The 26,361-nt window shown below is 44.1% G+C and carries 16 protein-coding genes and 2 pseudogenes; 10 read left to right on the plus strand and 8 right to left on the minus strand.

The annotated features are described in order from the left end of the window. The first annotated feature begins 188 nt into the window (after positions 1-188). Both ACT7WV_RS21565 and mutT read left to right on the plus strand, forming a co-directional pair. Positions 189-1,205 carry an RNA polymerase sigma factor, RpoD/SigA family gene (locus ACT7WV_RS21565; protein ID WP_445105710.1) on the plus strand — a complete coding sequence of 339 codons (1,017 nt, stop codon included), beginning with the start codon at positions 189-191 and terminating at the stop codon, positions 1,203-1,205. A gap of 273 nt (positions 1,206-1,478) precedes the next feature. Next, the gene (mutT, locus tag ACT7WV_RS21570) at positions 1,479-1,892 is read left to right on the plus strand and encodes an 8-oxo-dGTP diphosphatase MutT (RefSeq protein ID WP_445104853.1); all 414 of its coding nucleotides are present in this window, start codon (positions 1,479-1,481) and stop codon (positions 1,890-1,892) included. A 67-nt stretch (positions 1,893-1,959) separates the two neighbouring features. On the opposite strand, the gene ACT7WV_RS21575 is transcribed toward mutT, so the two are convergent. Further along, positions 1,960-3,156: a histidine kinase gene (locus tag ACT7WV_RS21575; RefSeq protein WP_445104854.1), complete on the minus strand. Its 1,197-nt coding sequence runs from the start codon at positions 3,154-3,156 to the stop codon at positions 1,960-1,962. Between the two features lie 340 nt (positions 3,157-3,496). On the opposite strand from ACT7WV_RS21575, the gene ACT7WV_RS21580 reads away from it, so the two are divergent. After that, the gene (locus tag ACT7WV_RS21580) at positions 3,497-5,086 is read left to right on the plus strand and encodes a glycoside hydrolase family 57 protein (RefSeq protein WP_445104855.1); all 1,590 of its coding nucleotides are present in this window, start codon (positions 3,497-3,499) and stop codon (positions 5,084-5,086) included. 175 nt (positions 5,087-5,261) lie between these two features. Here ACT7WV_RS21580 and ACT7WV_RS21585 read toward each other — a convergent pair. Then, positions 5,262-6,209 (minus strand): annotated as a pseudogene (locus tag ACT7WV_RS21585) (IS630 family transposase). A gap of 194 nt (positions 6,210-6,403) precedes the next feature. Continuing rightward, positions 6,404-7,813: a CHAT domain-containing protein gene (locus ACT7WV_RS21590; RefSeq protein WP_445104856.1), complete on the minus strand. Its 1,410-nt coding sequence runs from the start codon at positions 7,811-7,813 to the stop codon at positions 6,404-6,406. A gap of 20 nt (positions 7,814-7,833) precedes the next feature. On the opposite strand from ACT7WV_RS21590, the gene ACT7WV_RS21595 reads away from it, so the two are divergent. Further along, positions 7,834-8,085, plus strand: coding sequence for a hypothetical protein (locus tag ACT7WV_RS21595; protein WP_445104857.1), 252 nt, complete (start codon positions 7,834-7,836; stop codon positions 8,083-8,085). Positions 8,086-9,791: 1,706 nt separating this feature from the next. Then, positions 9,792-9,908, plus strand: a complete 117-nt coding sequence (locus tag ACT7WV_RS21605; RefSeq protein ID WP_445104858.1) for a response regulator — start codon at positions 9,792-9,794, stop codon at positions 9,906-9,908. Positions 9,909-10,107: 199 nt separating this feature from the next. Here ACT7WV_RS21605 and ACT7WV_RS21610 read toward each other — a convergent pair whose 3' ends face one another. Then, a complete protein-coding gene (locus ACT7WV_RS21610; protein WP_445104859.1) occupies positions 10,108-10,698 on the minus strand; it encodes a PspA/IM30 family protein in 591 nt (196 codons plus the stop codon). Here ACT7WV_RS21610 and ACT7WV_RS21615 point away from each other — a divergent pair. Next, positions 10,692-10,967 carry a hypothetical protein gene (locus ACT7WV_RS21615; RefSeq protein ID WP_445104860.1) on the plus strand — a complete coding sequence of 92 codons (276 nt, stop codon included), beginning with the start codon at positions 10,692-10,694 and terminating at the stop codon, positions 10,965-10,967. The genes ACT7WV_RS21610 and ACT7WV_RS21615 overlap by 7 nt on opposite strands. A gap of 107 nt (positions 10,968-11,074) precedes the next feature. Here ACT7WV_RS21615 and ACT7WV_RS21620 read toward each other — a convergent pair whose 3' ends face one another. The 3 genes and pseudogenes from ACT7WV_RS21620 to ACT7WV_RS21630 all read right to left on the minus strand — a co-directional run bounded on the left by ACT7WV_RS21620 (position 11,075) and on the right by ACT7WV_RS21630 (position 14,740). Beyond that, positions 11,075-11,839: a YebC/PmpR family DNA-binding transcriptional regulator gene (locus tag ACT7WV_RS21620; RefSeq protein WP_445104861.1), complete on the minus strand. Its 765-nt coding sequence runs from the start codon at positions 11,837-11,839 to the stop codon at positions 11,075-11,077. A gap of 1,183 nt (positions 11,840-13,022) precedes the next feature. After that, positions 13,023-13,298: pseudogene (locus ACT7WV_RS21625) on the minus strand (transposase family protein); the annotation flags it as partial. A gap of 23 nt (positions 13,299-13,321) precedes the next feature. Beyond that, positions 13,322-14,740 (minus strand): aldehyde dehydrogenase, encoded by a 1,419-nt coding sequence (locus ACT7WV_RS21630; RefSeq protein WP_445105711.1) that lies wholly within the window; start codon positions 14,738-14,740, stop codon positions 13,322-13,324. A 193-nt stretch (positions 14,741-14,933) separates the two neighbouring features. Here ACT7WV_RS21630 and ACT7WV_RS21635 point away from each other — a divergent pair, with 193 nt between their 5' ends. The 4 genes from ACT7WV_RS21635 (at position 14,934) to ACT7WV_RS21650 (ending at position 19,065) form a co-directional block, all read left to right on the plus strand. Then, positions 14,934-15,401, plus strand: coding sequence for a MarR family winged helix-turn-helix transcriptional regulator (locus ACT7WV_RS21635; RefSeq protein ID WP_445104862.1), 468 nt, complete (start codon positions 14,934-14,936; stop codon positions 15,399-15,401). Between the two features lie 192 nt (positions 15,402-15,593). After that, positions 15,594-16,973: an HlyD family secretion protein gene (locus tag ACT7WV_RS21640; RefSeq protein WP_445104863.1), complete on the plus strand. Its 1,380-nt coding sequence runs from the start codon at positions 15,594-15,596 to the stop codon at positions 16,971-16,973. Between the two features lie 40 nt (positions 16,974-17,013). Continuing rightward, positions 17,014-18,621, plus strand: a complete 1,608-nt coding sequence (locus tag ACT7WV_RS21645) for a DHA2 family efflux MFS transporter permease subunit (RefSeq protein ID WP_445104864.1) — start codon at positions 17,014-17,016, stop codon at positions 18,619-18,621. A gap of 204 nt (positions 18,622-18,825) precedes the next feature. After that, a complete protein-coding gene (locus tag ACT7WV_RS21650; protein ID WP_445104865.1) occupies positions 18,826-19,065 on the plus strand; it encodes an MEKHLA domain-containing protein in 240 nt (79 codons plus the stop codon). Here ACT7WV_RS21650 and ACT7WV_RS21655 read toward each other — a convergent pair. Further along, on the minus strand, positions 19,050-26,186 hold the full coding sequence (locus ACT7WV_RS21655) for a non-ribosomal peptide synthetase (protein WP_445104866.1): 7,137 nt from the start codon (positions 26,184-26,186) through the stop codon (positions 19,050-19,052). The genes ACT7WV_RS21650 and ACT7WV_RS21655 overlap by 16 nt on opposite strands. Positions 26,187-26,361: the final 175 nt, after the last annotated feature.

Consider the following 26,361-nt stretch of genomic DNA (forward strand, 5'->3'; position numbering starts at 1 on the left):
AAAAATTTTGTGACGAAAAGAGTTTAAAAAACCAGGAGAGCCTTGGGATCAGCACAGAGAGCTAGCTTGTGTCCGCTGCTTGGGGTTGGTTATAACACTTCCCCAGCTCAATTGCCCGCCCGCCACCGCTCCCAAAACAGAATTTAATTTTTTCTCATAGAGAATAAACTGGCAATACCCGTCGGTAAATCTGGCATGGAAACCAGGATGTTTGCTGTAACCCTACTCATACTAGATCGAGCGCTATGAAAACTGCTCAGACCTCTACAGACCTTGTCCGTACTTACCTGCGAGAGATCGGTCGTGTACCTTTACTAACTCACGAGCAGGAAATCCTTTATGGGAAACAGGTGCAGCGGTTAAGCGTCTTGCAGGAAGTTAAAGACTCTTTATCGCAGGAACTTGGTTACGAACCGACAACTTCGGAATGGGCAAAAGCTTCTGCTACAACCGAGTCCGAGTTGCAAGAAGCAGTTGCTGCTGGTGAAGTGGCAAAGCGCAAAATGGTTGAGGCTAATTTGCGCTTAGTGGTCTCGGTTGCCAAGAAATACATCAAGCGTAATGTAGATTTGCTGGATCTAATCCAGGAAGGGACGATTGGCATGCAGCGGGGTGTCGAAAAATTTGACCCTACCAAAGGCTATCGTTTCTCTACTTATGCCTATTGGTGGATTCGGCAGGCAATTACCCGTGCGATCGCGGAAAAGGGTCGGACGATTCGCCTTCCCATTCACATCACAGAAAAACTTAACAAAATCAAAAAAGCTCAGCGACAACTTTCGCAGAAACTGGGAAGAGCAGCAAAGATCTCAGAATTGGCGCAGGAGTTGGAATTGACAGAAAAACAGGTACGGGAGTATCTAGAGAGAGCACGCCAACCCCTATCTTTAGACCTGCGTGTAGGAGATAACCAGGACACTGAGCTTGGAGATTTACTCGAAGACACAGGTCCTTCTCCAGAAGACTTCGTAACTCAGTCTTCTATTCAAATCGACTTAAAGAAACTGATGGCAGATTTAACACCCCAGCAACAAGAGGTGCTAGCACTGCGTTTTGGTTTGGCAGATGGTCAAACCCTAACTTTGGCCAAGATTGGTGAGCGGCTTAATATTAGCCGTGAACGAGTCCGACAAATCGAACGAGAAGCACTCTCCAAGCTTCGTAAGCGCAAAGCAGATATGCGCGAATACATAGCAGTTAGTTAATAAAACTAGGCTGAAGCTAACTAAGTTGAAAGTTTTTTTAACTATATTAGCTGCACTTTGACAGAACCAATGGGCGTCGGCTCTAATTCAACAACAAGAGTAAGAAAATTCAGTGTTGGTGTTTCGGTTCAACCTAACAAGTTGTAAGTTAGGTTGAACCGTCTTGATCGAGCTATCAAATCTGAGCAACTTAACTTTAAGAATAGCCAGCAAACTATTTATTTACAAAACGGGATGGCAAAATCTAGCTAGTTCTTCTATTCTGAGCGGTTTATGTGTAAAACCACCTTTCTCCTGCCCCATAAAGTTATCGGTGTTGCTGTAATCAAAAATTTGCAGGAACAAATTCTAATTGACCGCCGACTTCCTCAAGGAGAATTTGGTGGTTTCTGGGAGTTCCCTGGTGGCAAAGTTGAACCAGGTGAAACAACTGAGGAATGTATTAGACGGGAAATCAAGGAAGAATTGGGCATTGAGATTGAGGTTGGGACTCACTTGATCACAGTCGAACATACCTACAGCAAAGTTCGCGTTACTCTTAGAGTACATTGCTGCCGTCACCTTTCAGGTATCCCTACGCCCCTGGAATGTGAAGAAATTCGTTGGGTCTCAATTGAAGAAATTAACCAGTTTTCTTTTCCAGAAGCCAATTTCCAGATCATTAGTGCCCTACAGCAGAATTTCTAGAGCAAATAGAAGTAGAAGGTTTGTTAGCGCAGTGGAACGGAACGTTCAGCAGCAAACCCATCTGTCTCTATCTGTAAACAGGCAGAGTAAAGTGAAAGCAGCCACCACCTTTGGTAGCAGCATCTACCCAAATGCGACCATAATGGGCGCGAATGATTTTTTGGCACAGAGATAAGCCTAGTCCATATCCCTCTTTAGCTTCGTCTCGCTTGAGCCGAAAATGACCTTCAAAAATATGTTCACGATTCTCTTCCGGGATTCCAGGACCATCATCACAAACACTCACCTGAATTTTTTGTGCGGTGCGGTGGAGTATGGAGACTTCGATTTTACCACCAGCAGGAGCGTATTTAATTGCATTATCTAGCAAGTTAACCAGTACCTGCCCCACTAATTCTTTATCGGCATAAACACAGGGTAAATCTTGGGGAATATCAGTTTTTACCTGCTGAGATTTTAGCTGAAATTGCTCGTTCATTTGAGTAAGTACGTCCTGACAGATCTCTCGCAGTTGTAGTTTGTGGGGTCGGATAGTAAATTCGCTGCTGCTTCCCCTTGCAGCCTGCAAGAGATCGGTAATCATCCGATCCATACGACTGAATTGGTTACGAGCGTGCTTAATTAAGCGTGATTTGAGAGCTGATGTCAACTCCTCGGAATAATTATTTTGCTCTTGTTGCTGACCTAACTCTAGGGTTTCTAAAGCAATTGAGGCAGCAGTTAAGGGACTACGCAAGTCATGAGCCAACATTGACATCACTTGATCCTTAAATTGCAGCTGATCCAGTAGTTCTTCTTTTTCTTGTTTGAGGCGAAAAATTTCTTCGGAAAGTCTCACCAGTTCTGCCGAGGCAGCCAGAGAGTTCTGTTTCGACTCGGTAAACTCGGCTGATCCCGATAAGTACTCTGATGATTTCAAGGGCAATTCTCTCCTAAGCTGAGCTTGGTATTCTTCTAAAGAACGTTGCCAGCGAGGCCATGATTTTTTGAGTTGAGCGACTAAATTACTCCCAGCAATGCTCTGTCTGGGTAGTGGATGAATCTTAATCAGCGCTGGAGTTACTACCAGTCTGTAATGTTCAGCCAGATCAGGTCTTTCCCCAATATCTACAACCGTAAGCTCAAAGGGATAGTCTGCCCTCAAGCTTTCGAGATGACTACTTATGGGCTGAATTCGTTTTGGAGAACTGGAACGTTCATCTACAAACAGTACTAGCTGTAGGGATGCTTCCGAGTCAGCGGAGTTTTCAGGATCTGCCTGCATGCAATTTGGTCTGAACACTAGGAAAGAACAGGTAACGCCATAACAGAAGTAAAGTCGAATGCCTGTTGCTAGAGATCTTTGCTTCCTACACTATTTAATATCTATTTTAGATTGTCGTCACAATTGACACCTTCTAGTGTTGAATTATGATGATTAGTGTTTCGATAATAGGATAAGCAACCATTTATAGGAAAAAATAGTGCTGCTTCAAGATTTACTCCCACAACCTCACACTTTTCTAAGCTTTTGCCGCCCCTTTCGTCCTAAAATCTTAAGATAACGTAAAATTCGAGCTTGCCTTAGTTCTAGTTATCCACCGATCCACGACTTCTAATTCACCATGGCTATTGGCTACGTCGCTCTTGTCCTTCACGCTCACCTACCTTTTGTCAGGCATCCCGAAAGTGATTATGTTCTCGAAGAAGAGTGGCTCTTTGAAGCCATAACTGAAACCTATATACCCCTGCTACATGTATTCGAAGGATTAAAGCGGGATGGCGTTGATTTTAAAATGACCATGAGCATGACACCGCCTTTGGTGTCAATGCTGCGCGATCCGCTACTGCAAGAGCGCTACGACGCCCATTTGTCTTTATTGGAAGAACTGGTAGAAAAGGAAGTCGAGCATAACGAACACAACGGTCATATTCGTTACCTAGCTCAGCACTACGTTAACGAGTTCAGCATGATTCGCCAAACCTGGGAGCGCCATGGCGGCGACCTAATAATGGCGTTTAAGCAATTCCTAGACAGCAATAACCTGGAAATCATCACCTGTGGTGCCACTCACGGTTACTTCCCCTTGATGAAGATGTATCCCCAGGCCGTTTGGGCACAAATCCAGGTAGCTTGCGAGCATTACGAGGAAAACTTTGGGCGTCCTCCTCAAGGTATTTGGTTGCCAGAATGTGCCTACTATGAAGGCGTAGAAAGGATGCTGGCTGATGCCGGTCTGCGCTACTTCCTTACTGATGGGCATGGTATTTTGTATGCTCGGCCTCGACCGCGCTTTGGCACCTACGCTCCCATATTTACAGAAACGGGGGTTGCTGCTTTTGGTCGCGACCATGAGTCATCGCAGCAGGTTTGGTCTTCAGAAGTTGGATATCCTGGGGCAGCGGAATATCGAGAGTTTTATAAAGATTTAGGCTGGGAAGCCGAGTACGACTACATCAAGCCCTATATTATGCCCAATGGGCAACGGAAAAACACAGGCATCAAGTACCACAAAATTACAGGTCGTGGTCTAGGTTTAGGTGATAAAGAACTTTACGATCCCTACTGGGCAAGGGAAAAAGCGGCTGAACACGCTGCTAACTTTATGTTTAATCGGGAGCAGCAGGTTCAACATCTGGCTGGCATTATGCATCGTCCACCAGTTATTGTTTCTCCCTATGACGCTGAGTTATTTGGTCACTGGTGGTACGAAGGCCCTTGGTTCCTGGATTATTTGTTCCGCAAATCCTGGTATGACCAGAATGCCTACGAGATGACCCATTTGGCGGATCATTTGCGGGATCATCCTACCCAGCAAGTCTGTAAACCTTCGCAATCTAGTTGGGGTTACAAGGGATTCCATGAATACTGGCTCAATGAGACAAATGCTTGGGTTTATCCTCATCTGCACAAAGCCACGGAGCGCATGATTGATTTGTCGCGACGGGAACCCGGAGATGACCTGGAATGGAAAGCCCTCAACCAAGCGGCGCGAGAGCTACTCCTGGCACAGTCCTCCGATTGGGCGTTTATTATGCGCACAGGGACGATGGTGCCTTATGCCGTGCGACGGACACGATCGCACCTGATGCGCTTCAATAAGCTCTACGAAGACATCAAGATTGGTAAAATTGACAGTGGTTGGCTAGAGAAAGTAGAGGAAATTGATAATATCTTCCCCCAGATTAACTACCGGGTGTATCGACCCTTGTAAAGACCTTCTCATTTCAGTAGTTAAAGTTAGCTGATTCAAAAATCGGCGTTGCATCTTTGCGGGAGAATTTAGGATATTAGGGGACTAATTGTTCCCCTATTCGTCCCCTGATTGTGCAGCGCAAAAAAAATCAATCCTCTTACTTATTACTTATTACTTATAGTATTTCTCACACTCATGAGGTGCAGCAGCAACAATGAGCGAACCAGTTACGAGTATTTGACTGAGTTGCCTTAAGCATGACGTTGGCAATCTCATCGACTAAATCTTGGTAAGTTCTGGCTGCTGTCTTTTTCAAGATAGATTTAACTTTTGACCAAAAATTTCCCATGGGGGAGAATTCGGGAGAGTAAGGATATAAATAAATCAGTTTGGCTCCAGCTTTTTCGAGAAATTCTCTGACCATCTCTACTTGATGAATTTTGGCGTTGTCCATCACAACATAAGTATTATTCCAGAGTTTAGGGATTAATCCTTAAACAACAAAAAAATCAAAAGTAACGCCATCTACCGCCACCTAAATATTGACGGATGTCACCACTTCTCGAATTGATAAAGCTGCAATCAACGAAATATTTCTGCCTCTTTTTTAGAGCTTTTCTCCTCTAGCTCTTTTCCCCTTTTAAAGCTCTGGTATAAAGCCGAACCATTGCCAGGTTAACTCCTGACTCATCCAGAAAAATCAAGTCTTCTACGGGGAAATCACGAATTTTTGACCAAAACTCAAATCGCTGTTCCTGCAGGTTCCCAGTTTCTTTTTCTGCCGCGTAGAGCTTTTTTTTACAGTATAGTTTAATTTTTGCGTGATTCTTCGCATAGTAGCTCGAATGACTCTAATTTGAACCTTTTGTTCGAGCAAATCACACAATTCTTCGAGTGTTGCATCATTGCGAGTTTCGATAATTTCTACTAAATTGATTAAGTGATCTCTCTTCAGCTTAGATTAAGGACTTCCTCCTTGAGGGTGAGGATAGATATGTCCTGTTTCTTGATATTGTTTGAGTATCTTTTGGATAAACCTTTTGGCAACACAAAAATGTTGAGCGAGACTCCTAATGAAGATATTTTCCTTTTGATAAACTTCAATAATTTCCTGTCGAAATTCACTTGAATAAGATTTCATTGCTGAATTTCATAATTGATAGACTTGAACTTTACTGTGCCTCATAAGTGCGAGAAATGCTATGAATTCCAAGATGTTCCAGTACCTTGCATTCAAAAGCATATTCCTGTTTAGCGCAAGCGCAAGCCCTAGCCCTACGGGCTAATCGCCTTATCTCTTAATCACACCTTCATTTACCAACGCCAGTCTGAGTTTTACCAAGGACTACCAACTAGTGTAAAGGCTGCCCAATAGTAGGGATGCGACAAATTTTCGTTCTCAAGTGAGGCCAGTGCAGGCGGTAGAGGTGTATTTCCTCTAGAACTATGCAGTTGACCATCTGCCAAACGCACTTGCCCTGTAAGCATTGCTATCTGGGCTTGCCGAAGGGCCTCTGCTTTGATTGGTGCAGTTTTCAGAGAACGGTAGAATTCTGTCATCAGCCCCAAAGTTCCCTCGTCGCTGACATACCAAAGACTGGCTAAAGCCGACTTGACCCTTGCCTGAACTGCTAACCCGGCAAAGCCTAACTCAACTTCTTTGTCGCCGATAGCTGTCTTACAAGCACTGAGTACTAACAGTTCCACTGGTGGCTGCTGCCAACCTAACTGCCTCATCTGAGCAAGTGTCAGTTTCTCGTCCCAAAACTGAATAAAGGAGTTACTCGGTTTTCCGGGTTGGAAGTCGGCATGAGTTGCTAGGTGAATAATCTTAAAAGAATTTTGTTGACGCTGTGATTGCAGATTAGCTAGGGTAAAATCTTGATTTAAGAAGAGTTTTCCCGACCATAAATCTTCAACGATGTTAGATAATTCGGCTGGGACAGCAGGTAGGGAAGGTTGGTCTTGAAATGTTGATGCGCCCATTGCTAGAACTTGCGAACTTTTTAGACCAGCGTAAACTGTATCTGTTAGTTTAAAAGCTGGAATACGGGAGAAGCTATACTTTTCCACAAGAAACTGTTGCCCATCATGCAATGTTGCCAGTGGCAGAGTGCGTAGACCAGCACCCATACAAAATAGTAGCGTGTCAATTTTGTGGGCTTGAAGATCTGCTTCCAGAGGCGCAATCATCCATTGATAGAGTTGCTGGGCTGGTGGTAAATAATAGTTAGTGTTAACAAAATCGAGGTGCGAGATAGAATTTTTCAACTGTTGTAATTGCTGAAGCAAAGCCTCGTTGTTTGCTTCCAACACACGCTTGTGAATTGGTTTACCTTCTGGAGTAATTAATACTAGTTCTAGCTGCTGTGGTCGTGGAATTATGTAGAGTACGGCAGGTTTTTTCCCAGTTTGAGCCGCAACTTTACCCAAAGTAGCTGCTATTTCCTCAGCCATCATTGACTGATCAGATAAGTTTATCCCAAAGTAATCTTCATATTGCTTTTCCCAAGTTTGCTCAATTATTGGTACTGCTTGAGTCACCTTATCTTGATCAAGCATCGTTCCTATATCAGGGAGATTAACAGCTTGCGTGAGTAGAGAGTGACCTTGAGTTAGGGAATTAGTCCCAGCCATCTCAGGATTTGGGATAGTTACTTGTGCCTTTACTGGTTCTGAGCTCATGGTCACCGCCAGGTGCAGCACTGTTAACAACAAGCTAACACTACTTAATATTGATTTCATGGCAGTTTCACCAAGTAGGTATGTCTAAGTATACCTACTTAGTAAAACTGTTTTTAACTGGCTATGTTGCCAGATGGGCAAAAATTTACAAAAAATTACGCCTAGTCAAGTTGAAAGTCCATGAAAAAATTCTTCCCCAACTTGAAAGTGCCACAAGCCTTCTGCGCCTTACTCACGGGGATTACGTAAAAGCAATCCTCCGTTATTACCTGGAAAATAAGGTCTATCTTACTCCCTCTGAACTACTCAAAAGTTCTGATTTTTACACATAAATCTATTGGTGCAAGGGAGTCCAAGAATCTATTAAGCCTCTCTGAAAATACTCAATACCTCTCTGCAACTGGCTTTCGCTCATGGGATGCCAATTTCAATAGAGAGTCAGTTTCTACACAAAAATAGGCACTTAAATTAATTGCTATTAATAAATCCTCATTTTTCAGAGGGTTGCTATTATTGTTTCTTTGGTAAAATAGAGATGATTATGTTGGTGGCAATTAGTTCTCCAATTCTTAATCTAACTAGTCCATAAACTATGTAAATTATCTGCTCATATTTCCTGGTATTCAATCCAAATTTTTCTTGAGATACTCAAAATATCTTAACTACACAAATCCAATTTTCGACTACAACTCGTTCAACTTCTAGTTCTTTATTTTGATTTTTTCTACAGTCAATTCTGACTTTTTTCGCTCTCTTTTGGAGTTCTAATTGAAAGCTCTCCGACATAAGCTTTATCTCCATTAAATCTGTGATTAGGGTCAAAATTATTTTGACTTTCACGGAATAAATTGAGGTCACTACTAGGTCTAGGCTTTTCCGCTACTACATCCACAATATCTTTGCCATTTGCTAAAACAATAACTTGATTTTTTTTTGATATGATTTTTCTTCTTGCCGGAGTAGTATTTTTTCTGTTCTTAATACTCTCCAGGTCTTTCTATTGCTTGCTCACAGCTATCTACTATTAATTTAAACTAGCTTTAAAATTCTTTAACTATTTCGCTGCCACTTGATTTTTTTACCTGTTCAAGTAGGCTGGCAGCTAATAATTAGCCTCAAATAGAAAACCAATAATTGAACTTATCATTAGTAGTTATCTCACTCACTCCGAATTGAATGCCAAGTAATTGGAATGTTGTTAAATATCCCAAATATGTCAAAAAGTTTTGTTTTGCGACCTCCTACGGCAGCAATAATTCTTACTTTTCTTGACTCTGATAATACTTGTTTTTGATTATTTAACTCCCTCGCTTTTTCTAGCACTTACTCTAGATGCCCATATTTCAGACTAACTAAACGCCATCTTGGGGATTATGTTGAATATGCTCAAATACAGAACTCATTTAGGCTTGTCAAAAGACGCTCTTAAATATTATTTAAGTACAAATGATTTATTTTTTGGAGAGATTTATTGTCGATGATAATTTTGAGTAAAGGGTGGCTTCACCTGAGAGTAATTAGTTCTAAGCTTTCACATTTTTGGCTTACTGCTGTCTCCTCAGTCAAGAACTGTAAAAGTACCTGATTGATTTAACTGCTAGAGATTTATCCAAGCTACTATTGCTCTCGCCCGATTATTACGTTCGCAAAATTAAATTTTTCAGGTGTAATAATATTGGTTACAGTTCAAGTTTTCGCAGTTTTTAGGACATCGGCAGTTCCAGACTTTTGTCAATAATCTTTAGATGCGTTTACACTGAAAAATCTACTGATTGATGACCATGTTCTTTCGGCAGCAGATTGTACTGCCATACTGTTTAAATCTTTAACAAGTTTAAACTGATTATGCAGAACTGCTGAATACTTATTTAAAGCAAATTTATTTACCCTGTCTTCTTTTTTAAAATCCATCCAGTAACGAATACACTTATTTCTAATGAATTGCGTAGTCCGGATAGCTTCCTCTATTGCATGATGCTGCTTCTTTTTAACAACTATTTTGCACAATCTATTTAGGATTACTATAGGTGCTTGGGAGGTGCTAGAAGTAGCCTCCGCTAAGGAAGACTTGGATCAGGCATTGGAGGTGCAACCTGATGCCATTCTTCTGGATGTCTCAATGCCAGGAATGGACGGCTTGACATTTCTTCAATAACTAAGAAATAATCGACTTATACAGCATCTTCCAGTTGCATTACTGACGGCGAAAGCACGCTGGTTTACTCCACAAAAACCTCAGCAATTGGGTGTAGCAGTGTTGATTGCTAAACCTTTCAATCCTGTATTACTAAGTAACAAAATTGCCGATACTCTCGGTTGGTGACGAATCAACTTTCCCTTAACCCAGTTTCTCTTTAAATTTCGGTAAAGGTTCTTTCTATAACATTCAAGTCATCTTTGAGAGACTCTGTTGTTGCCGTTAACTGCTCAAGCTGAGTTTTCAAATTAGTAGCATTTTGCTGAGAAAAAAGCTTACACTGCAAAGCTTTGCGAGCCAAATCATCACGTCCCTTTTTGATGGCTGATCCAGCTCGTTTATGCCAAGAATTAACTTCAGTCTGGGCTTGCTTGTATTGTTGTTGAATAAGTTCTTTGCTAGCAATTAGACTATAAATTTCTTGCTGTATATTCAGCTTAAGTTGTTCTAGGGATGCAATAGCTCTTTCAGGATTGTTAGTAGTTTTTATCTCCTCAAGGAACCGATTCAGACCATAGGCACTCAAACCTACCACTGCACCTACTGCTGCAACTGGAGCCATACCAATACCTACAGCAGTTCCCGAAAAAGCTAATCCTATCCCACCAACGGCGCTAGAAAGTCCAGCACCACCGAGTCTTTCCGAGAGTAACCTAAAGCCAAAGCATCTCCATCTTCGATTGCCTTTTTGCTGCCATAAGCGGCTGCGCCAGCCACTGCTCCGACAACCGTAACCGTACCATGCCAATACTGACTCCTCCAAAGCCTCCGACTAATCCCATCCCACCAACAGTTGCCGAAACCCCAGCACCTGTAGCAGCACCTGTAGCAATGAAAGCCCCGCCTTCTACAGGCTCTAGCTTATCTGTAAGGTTATTACAGTTGGCTCTAACTATCCGGCTGATGCGATCGCCTAAAGCCATTTATATTTCTTTCCTTGTGCCGATTATACCAATTTTCTCTAAGCTAGCCCAGTTTCTATTAAGTTTGTATGAAACCAAGCATCAGCGTTGCTAAGATTTTATAAAAAAATTAATCAGCAGCAGCGACAGCCGCACTCAATTTTTTCAAAAATCCCTGCAAAATAGCAATCTTTTGGTCTAGATTACCTAAATCTCAGGCTGCTACACCATGCTCAAAGACATCAGATCATCTGACATTTCAAAGTTTGCTGTGACGTTTTGCACGTCATCTAACTCTTCTAGAGCATCCATTAACTTTAGAAGCGATCGCGCTAAGTCTGGATCAGTAACTTCTACGGTATTACCTGGAATCCAGCGCAACTCTGCCTCACCTATGGGTAAACCGTTGCGTTTTAATATTTGATTAAGATTTTCCAAATTGCTGACTTCTGTAAATACCTCAGCTGCCAAATCTTCTTCTTGGGCTAGCTGATAAGTGTCTGCTCCCCCTTCTAAGGAAGCTTCTAACAGCAGATCTTCGGCAACTGCGTCAGTGAGAGTAACAACACCCTTCTGCTCAAACATCCAACTGACGCAGCCGGTTTCGCCAAGATTACCACCGTTCTTACGGAAGGCCTCTCGGAGGTCAGCAGCAGCACGATTGCGATTGTCTGTGAGGGCTTCAATCAAAATGGCAATACCACCTGGTCCATAACCCTCATAGCGAATCTCTTCTAGATTGTCGCCGTCAGGTACGAGTTGTCCTGCACCTTTAGCGATCGCTCTTTCGATATTGTCGCTGGGAATCCCCGCTGCTTTTGCCTTATCAATCGCTGTACGCAGCTGAAAATTCCCTTCTGGATCTGGGACACCGCTACGAGCAGCTACAATAATCTGCCGAGATAGTTTAGCGAAAGTCTTGCCTTTGGAAGCGTCAACTCTTGCTTTCTGGCGCTTGATGTTAGCCCATTTACTGTGTCCTGCCATAGATCCAAAAACGATGTCTTACAAAAATGCTACTAGCTTATCCAAGTACTCTTTACTCCCTCTGGTTCTACTCTAGACCGAAATCACCTAGAGCAGAGGGCAGATGCCACACTTGGGTTAACTCTACAGTTGATATTTTAAGCAATGACAGTAAGAACAACTGCTAAAACACTGTACCAATGCCCTAGTAATCTGGCATGATTACCGGGGTTAACACTCCTATAGCTAAAAGTTTGAATTTTCTGAGAACCTTAAATAAAAAGTGCCAGGGTAAACGCATCTCAAGATTATTGACAAAAGCCTGGAACTGTCGATGTCCTAAAAACCGCGAAAACTTGAAGTGTAATCAATATTATTACACCTGAAGAATTAAATTTTGCGAACCTAATAATCGGGCGAGAGCAATAGTAGCTTGGATAAATCCCTAGCAGTTAAATCAACCAGGTACTTTCACAGTTTTTGACTGAGGAGACAGCAGTAAGCCAAAAACGTGAAAGCTGTAGTTGGAACCAATTACTCTCAGGTGAAGCCACCCTTTACTCAAAATTATCATCGACAATACTTAATTAAGTCAGAACTACTTTAATGGCATAGTGATTATCTCGACCTGCCCGATAGCGTTTCTGGCGGATACTACTTTTGAGCGTGGACTCAAGAAGCTGGCTAGCCACTCTTGTTTGGCTTTTCCGTAGCTTTAGCTAAGTTTGAGTTCTAAGATTTAGGCAAAGCAGGAGACCCTTATTAACTAACTTCTACCATACTCCAATTCCCGTCATGGCTTCCAACCTGGAACCATTCCAATATATCTTTGTGCTTCTGCACAAACTTATTTAATATCTCTGAAGAAGATATTGGTTTTCCTGTCTCGTATTCCTCTTGTTTACAGTCTTTGAGGGTTTCAATATAAGCAATAGCTGTTAGCCCTATTAAGAAGCCTGTAGATATGGTAGTAACTAGACCTCTCCAAAAAAGAACCTGAAGCCCTCCTGCTGCCTGAGCCAAAATCTCATTTCTGGAGAGGTCTAATAGATATCTCCAGAAAAGCAAAAGCACCTCACTGAATGGTTTCTACCCCTTAAACTGACAGGGACAGATTCAGCTCTATTCAACGGCTAATCAGCATTAGCAACATTTGTTGTTAGTTAAGACTGCCAACTATGAAGGTTAATAAGTTCATTTATTTTTAGGTATGAAGGAATTTTTCTGCTTGAAAAATTAAGCGGCAGATTCTCAATCTTACTAAACCACAAATTGTGAGTATGACCGATTTATACTTCCTTGCATTCAGACGAAATCTTTCTGGCGCTATTTTAAATATCTTAACCACACGAATTAGATGTTCCACAAAGATTCGCTGGGAAGATAGAGCTTTATTGGCTTTTTGTTGCTGTGACGTTAATTCTCTATTTTGGGGTTTTTTATGAGGAGTCCAAATTTGAGGCTCTCCTAAATAAGCTTTACTATCTGGTCAATCAAACTGATCTAACTAATAATTTTCTTGATGAAATTCATCTTGGCATTATTGTAGGGTGCATACCGCCAATTATTCACAAAATCTAGCCAGAAGTTCTTCTTCAAAACGCTTTTTTGGTGAGAAAAAGTATCAAAACTAGCTTTGCCATGATAGCTACCCATACCGCTGCTACCCACACCACCAAAAGGTAGGGAAGGAACACCAACTTGCATGATAGTGTCATTTAAACAGACACCGCCGGAAGTAGTTTCTTGCAAGATGCGCTCTTGCTTCTCTTTGTTTCTAGAGAAGAAGTAAAGCGCCAGTGGTTTCGGTTTCTGGTTGACAATAGCAATAGCTTCATTCAGATTACTATAGGTAATTACAGGCAGAATTGGTCCGAAAATTTCTTCTTGCATGATCTGGTCATTCAGAGAAACTTTATCAATTACGGTGGGGGCAATGTAGCGATCTTCCGGCTTTGTCTGTCCACCAATTACAATGTCTCCTGCATTGAGCAGTTCAGTTAGACGTTGATAATGTTTGGAACTGATAATCCTGCCGTAATCTGAACTTTTAGCTGGATCTTCTCCATAAAATTCACGAATACAGACTTTAATCGCTGCTAATAAATCAGGCTTGATCTTACTATCTACCAGTAGGTAGTCTGGTGCAATACAAGTTTGACCAGTATTGATAAACTTGCCCCAAGTAATTCGTTTTGCTGCCTGTTCAAGACTAACATCGGCATCAATAATACAAGGACTTTTCCCCCCTAATTCTAAGGTGACGGGGGTTAAGTGTTTGGCAGCAGCAGCCATAACAATTTTGCCAATTTCTGTTCCTCCAGTAAAAAATATGTGGTCAAATTTTTGCTCTAGTAGTTGTTGGCTGGTTTCCGCCCCACCTTCGACGACAGTAACATAGGCAGGGTCAAAATTGGTTGCAATAATATCAGCAATAATTCGCGAGGTGTGAGAGGAAATTTCAGAGGGTTTCATCACCGCACAATTCCCAGCAGCAATCGCACCCACTAGAGGAGATATCGCCAGTTGAAAGGGGTAATTCCAGGGACTGATGATTAAGACAACTCCCAGAGGTTCTGGATAAATTCTCGCAGCCGCAGGAAATTGCTCAATACCAATTGAAGCTTTTTGGGGTTTAACCCAAGACTTAATATGCTTTAAGGCATGATTAATTTCCATAACTACTCCAATCTCTGTGGCGTAGCTTTCCAACTCTGGTTTACCCAAGTCGGCTTGTAGTGCCTTGAGAATAGCAGCCTGGTTTTGAACAACGACTTTTTTTAAAAGCTGGAGCTGTTCAATCCGAAACGCCACATCTTTGGTTTTACCTGTACTAAATAATTGGCGTTGCTGATCTAAGATATGGCTAATTTTATCAGTTGTTTGTTGAAGCATTTTGATCAGAAATTTTTTGTTATCTATTGAGAAACTGCTGTCTTGCTTTGATCTCTTTTGCCTCCTACATCACCTAATCTAAGTCTACTGTGCCGCCCTTTGATGGAGTTGTCAGATCAGAAAAAGACGCCCTCATAGTTTACAGAAGGTAAAACTAGACAAATTAAATAAATTACGTATAATTATGTTAAGGGTACGAAATAAATTAGAGGACGCACTAATGGTCTCTCCTTCTCTAGAGCCTGGGTTCCCCAAGGAGTGGAAGGAAGTTTTAGCTCCTTACGGTGTAGGATACCGAATTAAACTCCTATCTCAGCTTCTAGCGCGTAAGTTTCAAGAACAACTCGATTCCTTTGGACTAACTCCCTTTCATTGGGTGGTACTGTGTTGTCTTTGGAAGGAAGATGGTTTGCCCACCTGCCGCATCGGGGAAAGGCTGCAACAAGTAGGAGGCACTTTAACTGGCGTTTTAGACCGGATGGAGCAACGAAAGCTAATTCGGCGAGAACGTGATGCTCGTGATCGCCGTATCTGGCGTATCTGGCTCACTGACGACGGAAAGCAACTCCAAGAAGAATTACCACCCATTGCTCTTGAACTCAGGGAACACGCCTTCCAAGGGCTTTCGGCGGCAGAACGCGAGCAGTTCTCGGAACTCCTTGATCGAGCGATCGCTAATCTGTCTTAACGCCTAACTCGCTTCCTTCTCTCGGTAGATAGCCAAAGCTCCTGAAGGTTATAGGATCAGCATAATATTACGCACAAGAAATAAAAGCTTCAAGTATTAAAACATTCAGATATTACGCATAAGAAATAAAAGCTCCCTTTCTTTTCTCATTTACCCCAGTCTCAACCGACAACACCTAAGCATGTACCAAAGATGAAAACCTTAGAAAATAGCTCACTCAACGGACATAAACCCACTGTCGCCGAACTAGAATTTCAGGTTCCAGCAGTGGTAACCCAACGAGAAAGTCGCCTTCCCCCATCAGAAGAACAGGACAGCAAACCTCCAGAGAAACCATCTCGTTCTAGATGGTCAAAAGCTCTGATTGTGACAGCATTGGGAGTAGGAGCAATTCTTGCCGGTAGTTTCGGCTATCGCTGGTGGCAATACGCCTCCACTCACGAAGACACAGACAACGCCACAGTTGCTGGACACATTGATTCCGTCAGTAGCCGCATTAATGGCACTGTTTTGGCAGTGGATGTCAATGATAATCAGCAAGTGCAACAAGGTCAGCTTTTAGTGGAACTTGACCCCAGCGACTACAAAATGCAAGTGCTGCAGGCGCAAGCTGCTCTACAATCAGCTCAACGTCAGGCTAACGCTGCCCAAACCACAATTGAGCAAACCGATCAAAATGCCCAAGCTCAAACTGCTCAAGCACAGGGCAATATCAGTGATGCACTAGCGGGCATTTCAGCCGCTCAAGCCGCAGTCAACGAGGCGCGTGCTGGCATTCCTGTAGCGCAAGCTCAAGTACAACAGGCGAAGGCAAATCTTGAAAAAGCCAAAGCAGATTACAACCGCTATAGCAGCTTGTATAGTACAGGTGCAGTAGCTCGTCAGCAGTTAGATAATGCCAAAGCTTCTTATGAGGTGGCTCTAGCCCAAAGAAATTCCGCCGAGCAAGTAGTACAACAAGCGCAAGCAAAACTAGCTCAAGCACAACAAGGTGTTTCTTCCGCTCAGGCAAAACTAGCGCAATCGAGAGCTGGATTGCAGCAAGCTAGCGCTGCGGCAGTGCAAACTGATGTAGATCGTTCCAAGTATGGGGCAGCCCAAGCAGTGATCGCTCAAGCTGAAGCCAGCCTTAAGGACGCTCAGCTGCAGTTATCCTACACCAGCATTACAGCTGCCGTAGCAGGACAAATTGGTCATAAATCGGTAGAAGTGGGGCAAAGAGTACAATCAGGAACCCCTTTAATGGCAATTGTGGAGAATAATTACTGGGTTACAGCTAATTTTAAAGAAACCCAGCTAGAAGAAATGAAGCCAGGGCAAATGGTAGAAATTAAACTTGATGCCTTCCCCAAGCACACTTTTACAGGTAAAGTGCAGAGCATTTCACCTGCCTCTGGTTCTGAATTTGCCCTATTGCCTCCAGATAATGCCACGGGTAACTTTACTAAAGTCGTGCAACGTATTCCCGTTAAAATTACCTTTGAACCTCAAAGTATCCGGGGGTATGAATCGCGGATTACTCCAGGGATGTCAGCAGTGGTTAGTGTTGATCTCGAGGAGAATTCTGACTAAGAGTATTTGATGATCCACCTATTTACATCAGGGGGCTTTTGTGAATAAAACTGAGTCGTCCAATTCTCCCCAGAGGAATTCCTCAAGCACTGCACCACCTAATTCTGATCAGGTTTCTCTAAAAACTTGGATTGGTCTTATCGGGACGATTTTGGGTGCTTTTATGGCGGTGCTGGATATTCAAATTACCAACGCCTCCCTCAAAGATATTCAAGCGGCATTGGGTGCCACCCTAGAAGAAGGTTCTTGGATTTCCACGGCTTACTTAGTTGCTGAAATTGTTGTTATTCCCCTCACGGGCTGGTTGTCGCGGGTTTTTTCCATACGCTGGTATCTTTTCACTAACGCTGCCCTATTTACATTTTTTTCCGTGTGCTGCGCTTGGGCATGGAATCTCAATTCCATGATTGTATTTCGTGCTTTGCAAGGGTTTACTGGGGGCGTTTTAATCCCCATGGCATTCACTTTTATTATTACCAGACTACCGCCTGCAAAGCAGTCAATTGGTTTAGCAATGTTTGCCCTTACCGCCACATTTGCCCCTTCAATTGGACCGACATTAGGAGGATGGTTAACCGAGAACTATAGCTGGCATTATGTCTTTTACCTGAACTTAGTCCCCGGATTATTCTTGCTAACCGCTGTTTGGTATGCGGTTGAACCCCAACCTTTGCAGTTAGGATTGCTTAAACAAGGAGACTGGGGGGGAATTGTGGCAATGGCAATTGGTTTAGGTTCCCTACAAGTGGTTTTAGAAGAAGGGAGTCGTAAGGACTGGTTTAGCTCCGATTTAATTGTTCGTTTAAGTGTAATTGCCGCAATTTTTATCTCAATTTTCTTCTGGATTGAATTAACCCGGAGGCGTCCATTTATTAATTTACGTTTACTTTGGCGTCGCAATTTTGGCTTAGCAGCGATTGTCAATGTGTCGTTGGGAGTTGGACTGTACGGTTCAATCTTTATTCTGCCCCTATATTTAGCTCAGATTCAACAATATAACGCCATGCAGATTGGTGAGGTAATTATGTGGGCAGGAGTACCGCAGTTATTTATTGTGCCATTGGTGCCTAAGTTAATGCAGCGTATTGACATTCGGCTGATGATTGCTGTGGGGGTGAGTTTGTTTGCGGTGAGTTGCTTTATGAATTCGACAATGACTCATGATACAGGAATTGAGCAATTGCGGTGGTCACAATTAATCCGAGCAATGGGACAGCCTCTGATTATGGTTCCTCTCTCCTCAATTGCTACAGCGAATATTGAGCCGGAACAAGCAGGTTCTGCTAGTGGTTTGTTCAATATGATGCGTAATTTAGGAGGTTCCATGGGGATTGCAGCCCTAGCAACTTTATTGACACGCCGGGAGCAGTTTCACTCAAATCGCTTGGGAGAAACTATTTCTTTATATGACCCCCAAACTCAACAACGACTGGAGCAAATGACTCAGTATTTTGTCAGTCGAGGGGCTGATTTATTGACAGCCAAACAACAAGCGATCGCTGCTATTAGTAACATAGTTCGCCGTGAGGCATTTGTACTAGCCTTTAACGATTGTTTTTACTTTATTGGAATGGCGTTACTGTTGAGTGGTATTGCTATTCTTTTCTTTAAAAAAACTAAAGCTACTGGTAGTGGGGCAGCCCATTGAGTGTTTATTTGCCAAGGGGGACAGGGGAGACGAGGGAGACAAAGGAGAGTGTTCTTATCTCATTGAGGATTGCTATATAAGTGAGTAAGATATTTGCGCTTACGCGCAGCATGCTATTCAGATTGTTGCCCAATGTCGATGTATAGTAAGGTCTTTGAAGTCTTGGGATCAAGAAGAACCTTTAGCACTTTTGAACCAGATGACATGACAACTAAAGGTTATCTAAGTAATGGTCAGGGTACACGTGTATCTAGTAGTGTTAAAAAGTACATGATTTCCGACTTTACTATCTGGAATCTACTTGATAATAACAATCAGCATTGTGTTCAGATTATCTTGAATTTACAACAACACAAAAATTGGAGACTGAGCAAAAATCTGCCCAATCTCCAACCTTCAAAACTGCAAACTTGCAGAATTTATCGAAACTACCTTGTCAGCTGAGCCTGCTCAAGGCAAGTCTTCAGTTGTTCACCAACCAGACGGACATCGGGTTCTTGTAACAAACCCAGGTGAGTGCTAGGAATTTCATAGCTCTCCAACCCTCCAGTAACCAGTCCACCCCAACCGAGATCAGGATCAATATCGGAGGTTTCCGCATCAATCCGTTGGGTTGCTTTGAAGAGAATTGCTTTTCCTGAATAAGGTTGTGGCACATAGCCTTTGACTGCTTGCTCGTTGATCGCATACATGGCAAAGTATTCGATTTCAAGAGGCATTTCTGTGCCTGTAGCCAGAGAAAACTGGGCACGTACCCTCCGAATTCTCCTTTGGAAGAGTTCAAATTTATCACTGAATTTCTTGGTAAAGTAGGAGAGCCCAAGTTTCTTAGCATTCTTACAGTGAATTGAGACACGCTTGAGCAGGGGCAATTTCCCAAAAGCACTAGGCAGAATGGTATCAAAAAATGCCAGCAATGCCACCTCCTGACCCTGGGCGACTAACTGTTGAGCCACTTCAAAAGCGATAGCTCCTCCCCAGGATAAACCCCCCAAAAAGTATGGGCCTTCAGGCTGGATAGTGCGCATTTCTTGAATATAGTGCGTCGCTAGTTCCCGCACCGGTCCTGAGGAGAACTTTTGCCGTTCACTTACTGGAGCAGCCAGTCCGTAAAGGGGCTGATCCGAACCCAGATAAGGAATCAGAGTGCTGTAAATGCCCACTCCTTCGCACAGGAACAGAGGTGGTTTTGTTCCCGTTGCCTGAATTGGCACCAAGGATACCCAAGGAGATGACCAACCTTCTGAGCGGATGATATTTGCCATTTGCTCAACGGTTGGTGCTTGGAAAATATTAGCCAGGGATAAATTTTTGTCGAAGGCTTTCTGGATGTGATCAAGCAAGCGAGCCGCCAGCAAAGAGTTTCCTCCCAGCTCAAAGAAATTATCTTTGATACCAATGGGTTGAACTCCCAGAAATTGTTCCCAAATTTTAGCTAGTTGTAGTTCTAACTCATCTTGGGGAGTCACAAAGCTTTCTTCTAGCTCTTGCCGAGTTTGATCTGGTGCAGGTAAAGCACGGCGGTCTACTTTGCCATTGGGAGTCAGGGGTAGGACATCCAGCAGGACAAAGGCAGCAGGCAACATGTAGTCAGGTAACTTTTCTTGGAGGAAGGTGCGCAAGGTTGTAGAATTCGGCGGCTCACCGTCGGCAATCACATAGGCTACCAGGCGTTGATTGCCAGGAACCTCTTCGCGCACGACAACTACCGCTTGCTTAACGGCTGGATGCTGACTGAGTAAGGACTCAATCTCTCCTAACTCGATGCGGAAGCCCCGAATTTTGACTTGAAAATCAATCCGTCCCAGAAACTCAATTTGACCATCTGCCAAATAGCGAACGCGATCGCCTGTTTTGTAAAGACGTGCACCAGGCTCATTGCTCAAAGGATTGCCAATAAACTTCTCAACAGTCAGTTCGGGACGATTCAAGTAGCCTCGGGCAAGTCCTGCACCGCCGATGTGCAGTTCTCCAGGAACGCCAATGGGAACCGGCTGCTGCTGAGCATCAAGGATATAGAACTGGGTATTAGCAATCGGATGGCCAATACGCACCGGTTCCTTTCCTGTCTTCACCTCGCCAACTGCTGACCAGATAGTTGTCTCTGTCGGGCCGTAGAGATTCCACAAAGAAGCCCCTTTGGGCAGTAATTGTTCCGCTAAATCTCGGGAAAGAGCCTCTCCGCCACAGAGCATTTTCAATTTTTCAGAGCCTTGCCATCCCGATTCGAGAAGCATTCGCCAGGTGGCCGGTGTTGCCTGCATTAACGTAGCTTCTGATTGAGCTAAGTGAGCCGCCAGTTGGCGACCATCTGAGGCAATCTCCCGACTGGCAATAACTACGCGTCCACCAACGCTCAGGGGACCAAAAATTTCCAGAGCTGCGATGTCAAAAGATAAAGTAGTAACTGCGACCAGAACATCCTCCGCACTCAGGCCAGGCTGCCCAGACATGGAGACCAAGAAGTTAACCACAGCATTGTGGATAATTTTTACTCCTTTTGGTTTGCCAGTGGAACCAGAGGTGTAAATCACGTAGGCGAGATTGCCCGAAGTAACCATGCTAACTGGGTTAGATTGGGGCTGGTCACTAAAGTTTTGCTGGTCGGTATCTAAACAGACGACCTGCGTTCCCAGTTCTGGTAACTTATTAACTAAGTCGCTCTGAGTCAACAGCACACAGACCTGGGCATCTTCGAGTACGAAGGTCACGCGGTCTTGGGGATAGGCAGGGTCTAAGGGGACGTAAGCACCGCCTGCTTTTAAGACAGCCAACAAAGCCACCACCATATCTAAAGAACGCTGTAGGTAGATACCTACCAGAGCTTCAGCTCCCACACCAAGAGTTTCTAGATAGTGTGCCAGTTGATTAGCGCGGCTATTGAGTTCTTGGTAGGTGAGTTGCTCTTGGTCAAAAACCACCGCTATAGCATCTGGAGTCTGTTCCACCTGAGCTTCAAATAGCTGATGCAGGCAGTCGCTGGGATAGTCTACCTGGGTATGGTTCCAATCTACTAACAGCTGAGGCAACTCGTTTTCCGTCAGTAGAGGTAGTTTGGCAACTTGTTGTTGGGGGTCAGCAACGATTCCTGTCAACAAGGTCTGAAAATGACCTGCCATCCGAGCAATGGTTGTGGCATCAAATAAATGGGTGTTGTATTCCCAGTAACCCTCAAGTCCCTGCTCAGTTTCCTCTAGCGACAGGGTCAAATCAAATTTGGCCGTTTTGATCTCTACTTCTACAGGAGTGACTTGCAGACCAGGTAGTTCCAGATTGTTAGTCGGTGTATTCTGCAAGACAAACATGACTTGGAACAGTGGGTTGTAGCTGAGGTTGCGTTCTGGACGCAGCACATCTACTAGTTGCTCAAAAGGCATATCCTGATTAGCATAGGCATCCAGAGCACACTGCCGCACTCGACTCAGTAACTCAGCAAAACTCTGGTTACCTTGTACTTGGTTGCGCAGCACCAGCATATTGACAAAAAAGCCAATTAAAGACTCAGTCTCCTGAGCAGTCCGGTTGGCAATAGGAGAACCAACCACAATATCTTCCTGAGAGCTATAGCGCGAGAGCAAGACCACAAAGGCGGCGAGAAGGGTCATAAACAAGGTAGTTCCTGACTGCCGACTCAAGGTTTGCAGCTGTTGAGTTAGTTGAGGTGTGAGCTGAAATTTTTCCGTACTGCCTTGGTAGGTTTGGACTGGAAGACGAGGGCGGTCAGTGGGAAGTTCTAGAAGGGGTGGAGCGCCTGTCAATTGTTGTTGCCAGTATTCCAGCAGATTTAACTGCACTTCCCCGGCCAAACACCGTTGTTGCCAGTAAGCAAAGTCAGCATACTGAATGGGTAATTCTGCTAAGGAAGGAGTGGTTTCTGTACAGAAGTCTTGGTAGAGAAGGGTCAACTCTCGGAGTAATACCCCTAAAGACCAGCCGTCGGCGGCAATGTGGTGGATTGTCACCATCAAGATATGGGATTCTTTACCGAGGCGCAGCAGAGAGCCGCGCAGCAAGCAATCTTGGGCTATATTAAAGGGCCGATGGGCTTCTGTTGTAACTAAGCGCTTAACCTCCGTAGACAGCTCCTCTTCTGGCAGTGTTTGCAGCTGTACTATTGGCAAGGTAATTGGCTTGACTGGAGTAATCACTTGAACTGGAGTTCCATCGACTGTGGGGAAGATGGTACGCAGTGCTTCGTGACGCCGCACAATTTCCGTTAGACTTTGCTCTAGCGCTTTAATGTTGAGTACCCCAGTCAGACGCAAAGCTAAGCCGATGTTGTAAGCACCACTTAAACCCTCTAATTGGTCAAGGAACCACAGCCTAGCTTGAGCAAAGGATAAGGGTAAGGGTTGGTGTTCACCTCGAGGAGCTGGTTTAATTGCTTCAAGGTGGTAATCTGGGGCAGCATTAGCTTTGTGTAGTAGAGCAATGTGTTCTGCTAAACTTGCCACGGTTGGTAGTTCAAACAGTTGATTAAGGGGAACTTCCAGTTGCAAGGTTTCCCGCAACCGATAAACAACTTGGGCCGCCAGCAGCGAGTGTCCTCCCAAGGCAAAAAAGTTGCTATGGATACCAACCCGCTTCAGACCAATGACCTCAGCCCAGATTCCTGCCAACAATTCCTCAAAAGGAGTCCTCGGTGCCACAAAGTCATCATCTAACTCCAGCTTGGCTAAATCCGGTGTTGGCAAGGCTTTACGATCAATTTTGCCGTTGGGAGTTAGGGGGAAGGCATCGAGAATCACAAACGCCGCAGGCACCATATAGTTAGGTAGCTTCTGCTCTAGGAAGCGGCGCAATTGTGGGGCAATCTTACGGGCAAGTTTCCCTTTAAGAGGGTTATTGGCGTAGCTGCGGAATGAGGAAGCATCAAGGGCAGGAACTTTGGCCAGCTCTTTGATTGACTCTTTTGAGGTTGCTTGGCATTCCCTGTTGTTAGACCGAAAAACCACGTCATAGCAACCAGTACCAGCTTCTGACCAGTTAACTTCGACGCTGTAAGGTAAGTCATCACCTAGCTCCCAGAAATCCTCCGGCTCTACTCCAATGCCTGGTAACTCTTGGAGCATCAGTCGTAGTTCTGCCAAAGTCTCTGGCCCAGAGGGATTAGCCAGAAGTTCCACAGCCTCTAGAGCAGATTGCAGACGTGCATTAGGTACTCGCTGGATACCGAGAGCTTCAGGTTGAGTTTCTCTCAAAAGCTGGCGGATGGCTGGGATGGTCAGTTTTTCTTCTTGCCAATCCAACTGCTGATATTCTTTGCTGGAAGGAGCAGCAGAGTCAACATGGAGAATCACATCGTAGCGGAACTGGGTCATCTCATTGTGATAGCGACCCCGCTTGAGCTGAATTTCTACATGGCTGACATTCGGTAAGTACTGCTGGAGAGCAGTGAAAAAAGCTGGGTCAATCAGTAGTTCATCTTCTTCAATGAGGCGCTTTTGCACCCTCTGTTGGAGCTGCGTCCTTGAGGCTTGTTCCGGTGATTGGTGTAACTCAATATAGGTATGGAAGGCTTCTAGTAGTCCTTGGTGACGGATGTCTCCGACGAAAACAAAACCGCCAGGGGCAACTGCTTTCACCGCATTAGACAAAACTGTGAGTAAGTAGTCAGTGCTGGGAAAATACATCAGCACCGAGTTGAGAATCACCGCATCAAAGCTGGCGGCTTCTACCCCCTCGAAGTTGTCTGCCATTCTTTGGTCAAGAGTGACTTGGGGTAGCTCTTGCCCTGGAAGTGCCAACACACTCTGGACATAGCGCAGAACCAGTGAGGAAAAGTCGATGCCCCAATATTTGCTACAGTGGGGGGCAATGCGAAATAAAAGCAAACCATTGCCACAAGCCAGTTCGAGTACCCGGTCCGGTCTTAGTGCCAGAACCCTCTCCACGGTTTGGTTGACCCATTCGCGCATTTCCTCAACTAGGAGAGGTTCGTCTGTATAGCTGCTGTTCCAGCCGCCGATATTGAAGGTAGGATCTTCTGGTAAAGCAGCTTGACTTATAGAGTCGTCATTATAAATAAGCTGCCATTGCTCGATTTGTTCGCTTTGAATTTCAGCCGTCAGTTCTTCTGAATCCTGATATTCTGAATCACCCATGACATAGGCAACTAAATGCCTTTCACCGGGGACATCTTCTCGTAATAAGACCAAAGCTTCTTGCACAGCAGGATTTTGCCTGAGTACTGCCTCAATTTCACCAAGCTCAACCCGGAAACCCCGAATTTTCACTTGATGGTCGATGCGACCAAGAAACTCAATGTTACCGTCTTCGAGGTAGCGTCCTAAATCTCCGGTTTTATAAAGGCGGGCTTCTGGTTCACCGTTCAATGGGCAGGTGATGAATCTCTCGGCAGTTAGTTCTGGACGGTTGAGATAGCCCCGCGCTAGACCAGCGCCACTAATGTACAATTCTCCTGTCTCCCCAGCAGGAATTGGCTGGAGTTGCTCGTCGAGTATCAGAAAATCTTGGTTAGTTAAGGGCTTGCCGTAGGGGATGCTTTTCCAAGTCGGATCAATAGTTTCAATAGGGTAATAAATCGACCAGATAGATGCCTCAGTTGCACCCCCAAGACTAATAATTTCGACTTGTTCCACCATTGCCCGGATTTGACTGGGCAGAGTTACAGGAATCCAGTCTCCGCTCAAGAGTACCAAACGTACTGATGCAGGTAGGCTTTGAGAGTAGTTCTCTAGGTGCCTGACAAACATCTGCATCACCGGCGGTGCAGAGTTCCACAGAGTCACTTTTTCTCGCACCATTAGTTCCAGCCAATTAGGGAGGTTTGGTGCTGTGTCGGCTTTAGGAAGGACAATTGACCCGCCAGCAGCTAGTAAACCAAAGACATCGTAGACTGAGAGGTCAAAATTTAAGGAACATACGGCTAAAACTCGGTCTTGGCTTCCTACCTGAAAGCGCTGATTAATATCAATAATGGTGTTAACAGCACCGCTATGCTCGATGACAACACCTTTGGGCTTACCTGTAGAACCTGATGTATAAATTATATAAGCTAAGTTTTCTGGCTTAACGGTACTGATAATATTTTCTTGACTTTCAGTAGCGATCTTTTGCCAGTCTGTATCTAAAAGAATGACCTGCGCCTGATGCTCTGGCAGTAATGAGATTAATTTTTCTTGGGTCAGTATGACTGACAACTGCGAATCGGCCAGAAGATCAGCTAGACGCTCTTGGGGATAACTGGGGTCTAAAGGCACATAAGCTCCACCAGCCTTGAGGATACCCAGCAGTCCCACTACTGTTTCTAAAGAGCGCTCGACGAAGATGCCCACTAGCATCTCCGGCCCAATATGACCAACCTTTTGTAAATAGTTAGCTAGCTGATTAGCACGGTGGTTCAATTCGGCGTAAGTTAGCTGCTGGTTTTCACAAATTACAGCTACGGCATTGGGTGAGTTCTCTACCTGCACCTCAAACAGATGATGGAGGCATTGTTTGTAAGGAAGTGCAGTATGAGCGCCATTTGATGCGATTAGCTGAGAATTTAGTTCTTGATCTTCTGATGAGATATTTTTTAAGTCTTTTATTTGCTTATTCACTAAATTTTGTTCCGATTTTTTGGACTGCCACCATCCCACCTTCTCTCTGGCAAATCTAATATCCTATCTACTAGGATAAATTCTAAAATCAGGAATATTTTCTAGGTATTTTCACCAAGATGTTGCGATGTTTTGGTTGCCGAAGTAGAAAAATCACCTAATTGCTTAATCAAGC

It is taken from the genome of Symploca atlantica LB2515 (genome assembly GCF_052546295.1).

Coding starts and splice junctions, on each gene's coding strand:
- mutT (WP_445104853.1), top strand. CDS start 1,479: ATGTGTAAAACCACCTTTCTCCTGCCCCATAAAGTTATCGGTGTTGCT.
- ACT7WV_RS21575 (WP_445104854.1), bottom strand. CDS start 3,156: ATGCAGGCAGATCCTGAAAACTCCGCTGACTCGGAAGCATCCCTACAG.
- ACT7WV_RS21620 (WP_445104861.1), bottom strand. CDS start 11,839: ATGGCAGGACACAGTAAATGGGCTAACATCAAGCGCCAGAAAGCAAGA.
- ACT7WV_RS21590 (WP_445104856.1), bottom strand. CDS start 7,813: ATGAAATCAATATTAAGTAGTGTTAGCTTGTTGTTAACAGTGCTGCAC.
- ACT7WV_RS21615 (WP_445104860.1), top strand. CDS start 10,692: ATGCCAATACTGACTCCTCCAAAGCCTCCGACTAATCCCATCCCACCA.
- ACT7WV_RS21635 (WP_445104862.1), top strand. CDS start 14,934: ATGGTCTCTCCTTCTCTAGAGCCTGGGTTCCCCAAGGAGTGGAAGGAA.
- ACT7WV_RS21640 (WP_445104863.1), top strand. CDS start 15,594: ATGAAAACCTTAGAAAATAGCTCACTCAACGGACATAAACCCACTGTC.
- ACT7WV_RS21580 (WP_445104855.1), top strand. CDS start 3,497: ATGGCTATTGGCTACGTCGCTCTTGTCCTTCACGCTCACCTACCTTTT.
- ACT7WV_RS21650 (WP_445104865.1), top strand. CDS start 18,826: ATGACAACTAAAGGTTATCTAAGTAATGGTCAGGGTACACGTGTATCT.
- ACT7WV_RS21595 (WP_445104857.1), top strand. CDS start 7,834: ATGTCTAAGTATACCTACTTAGTAAAACTGTTTTTAACTGGCTATGTT.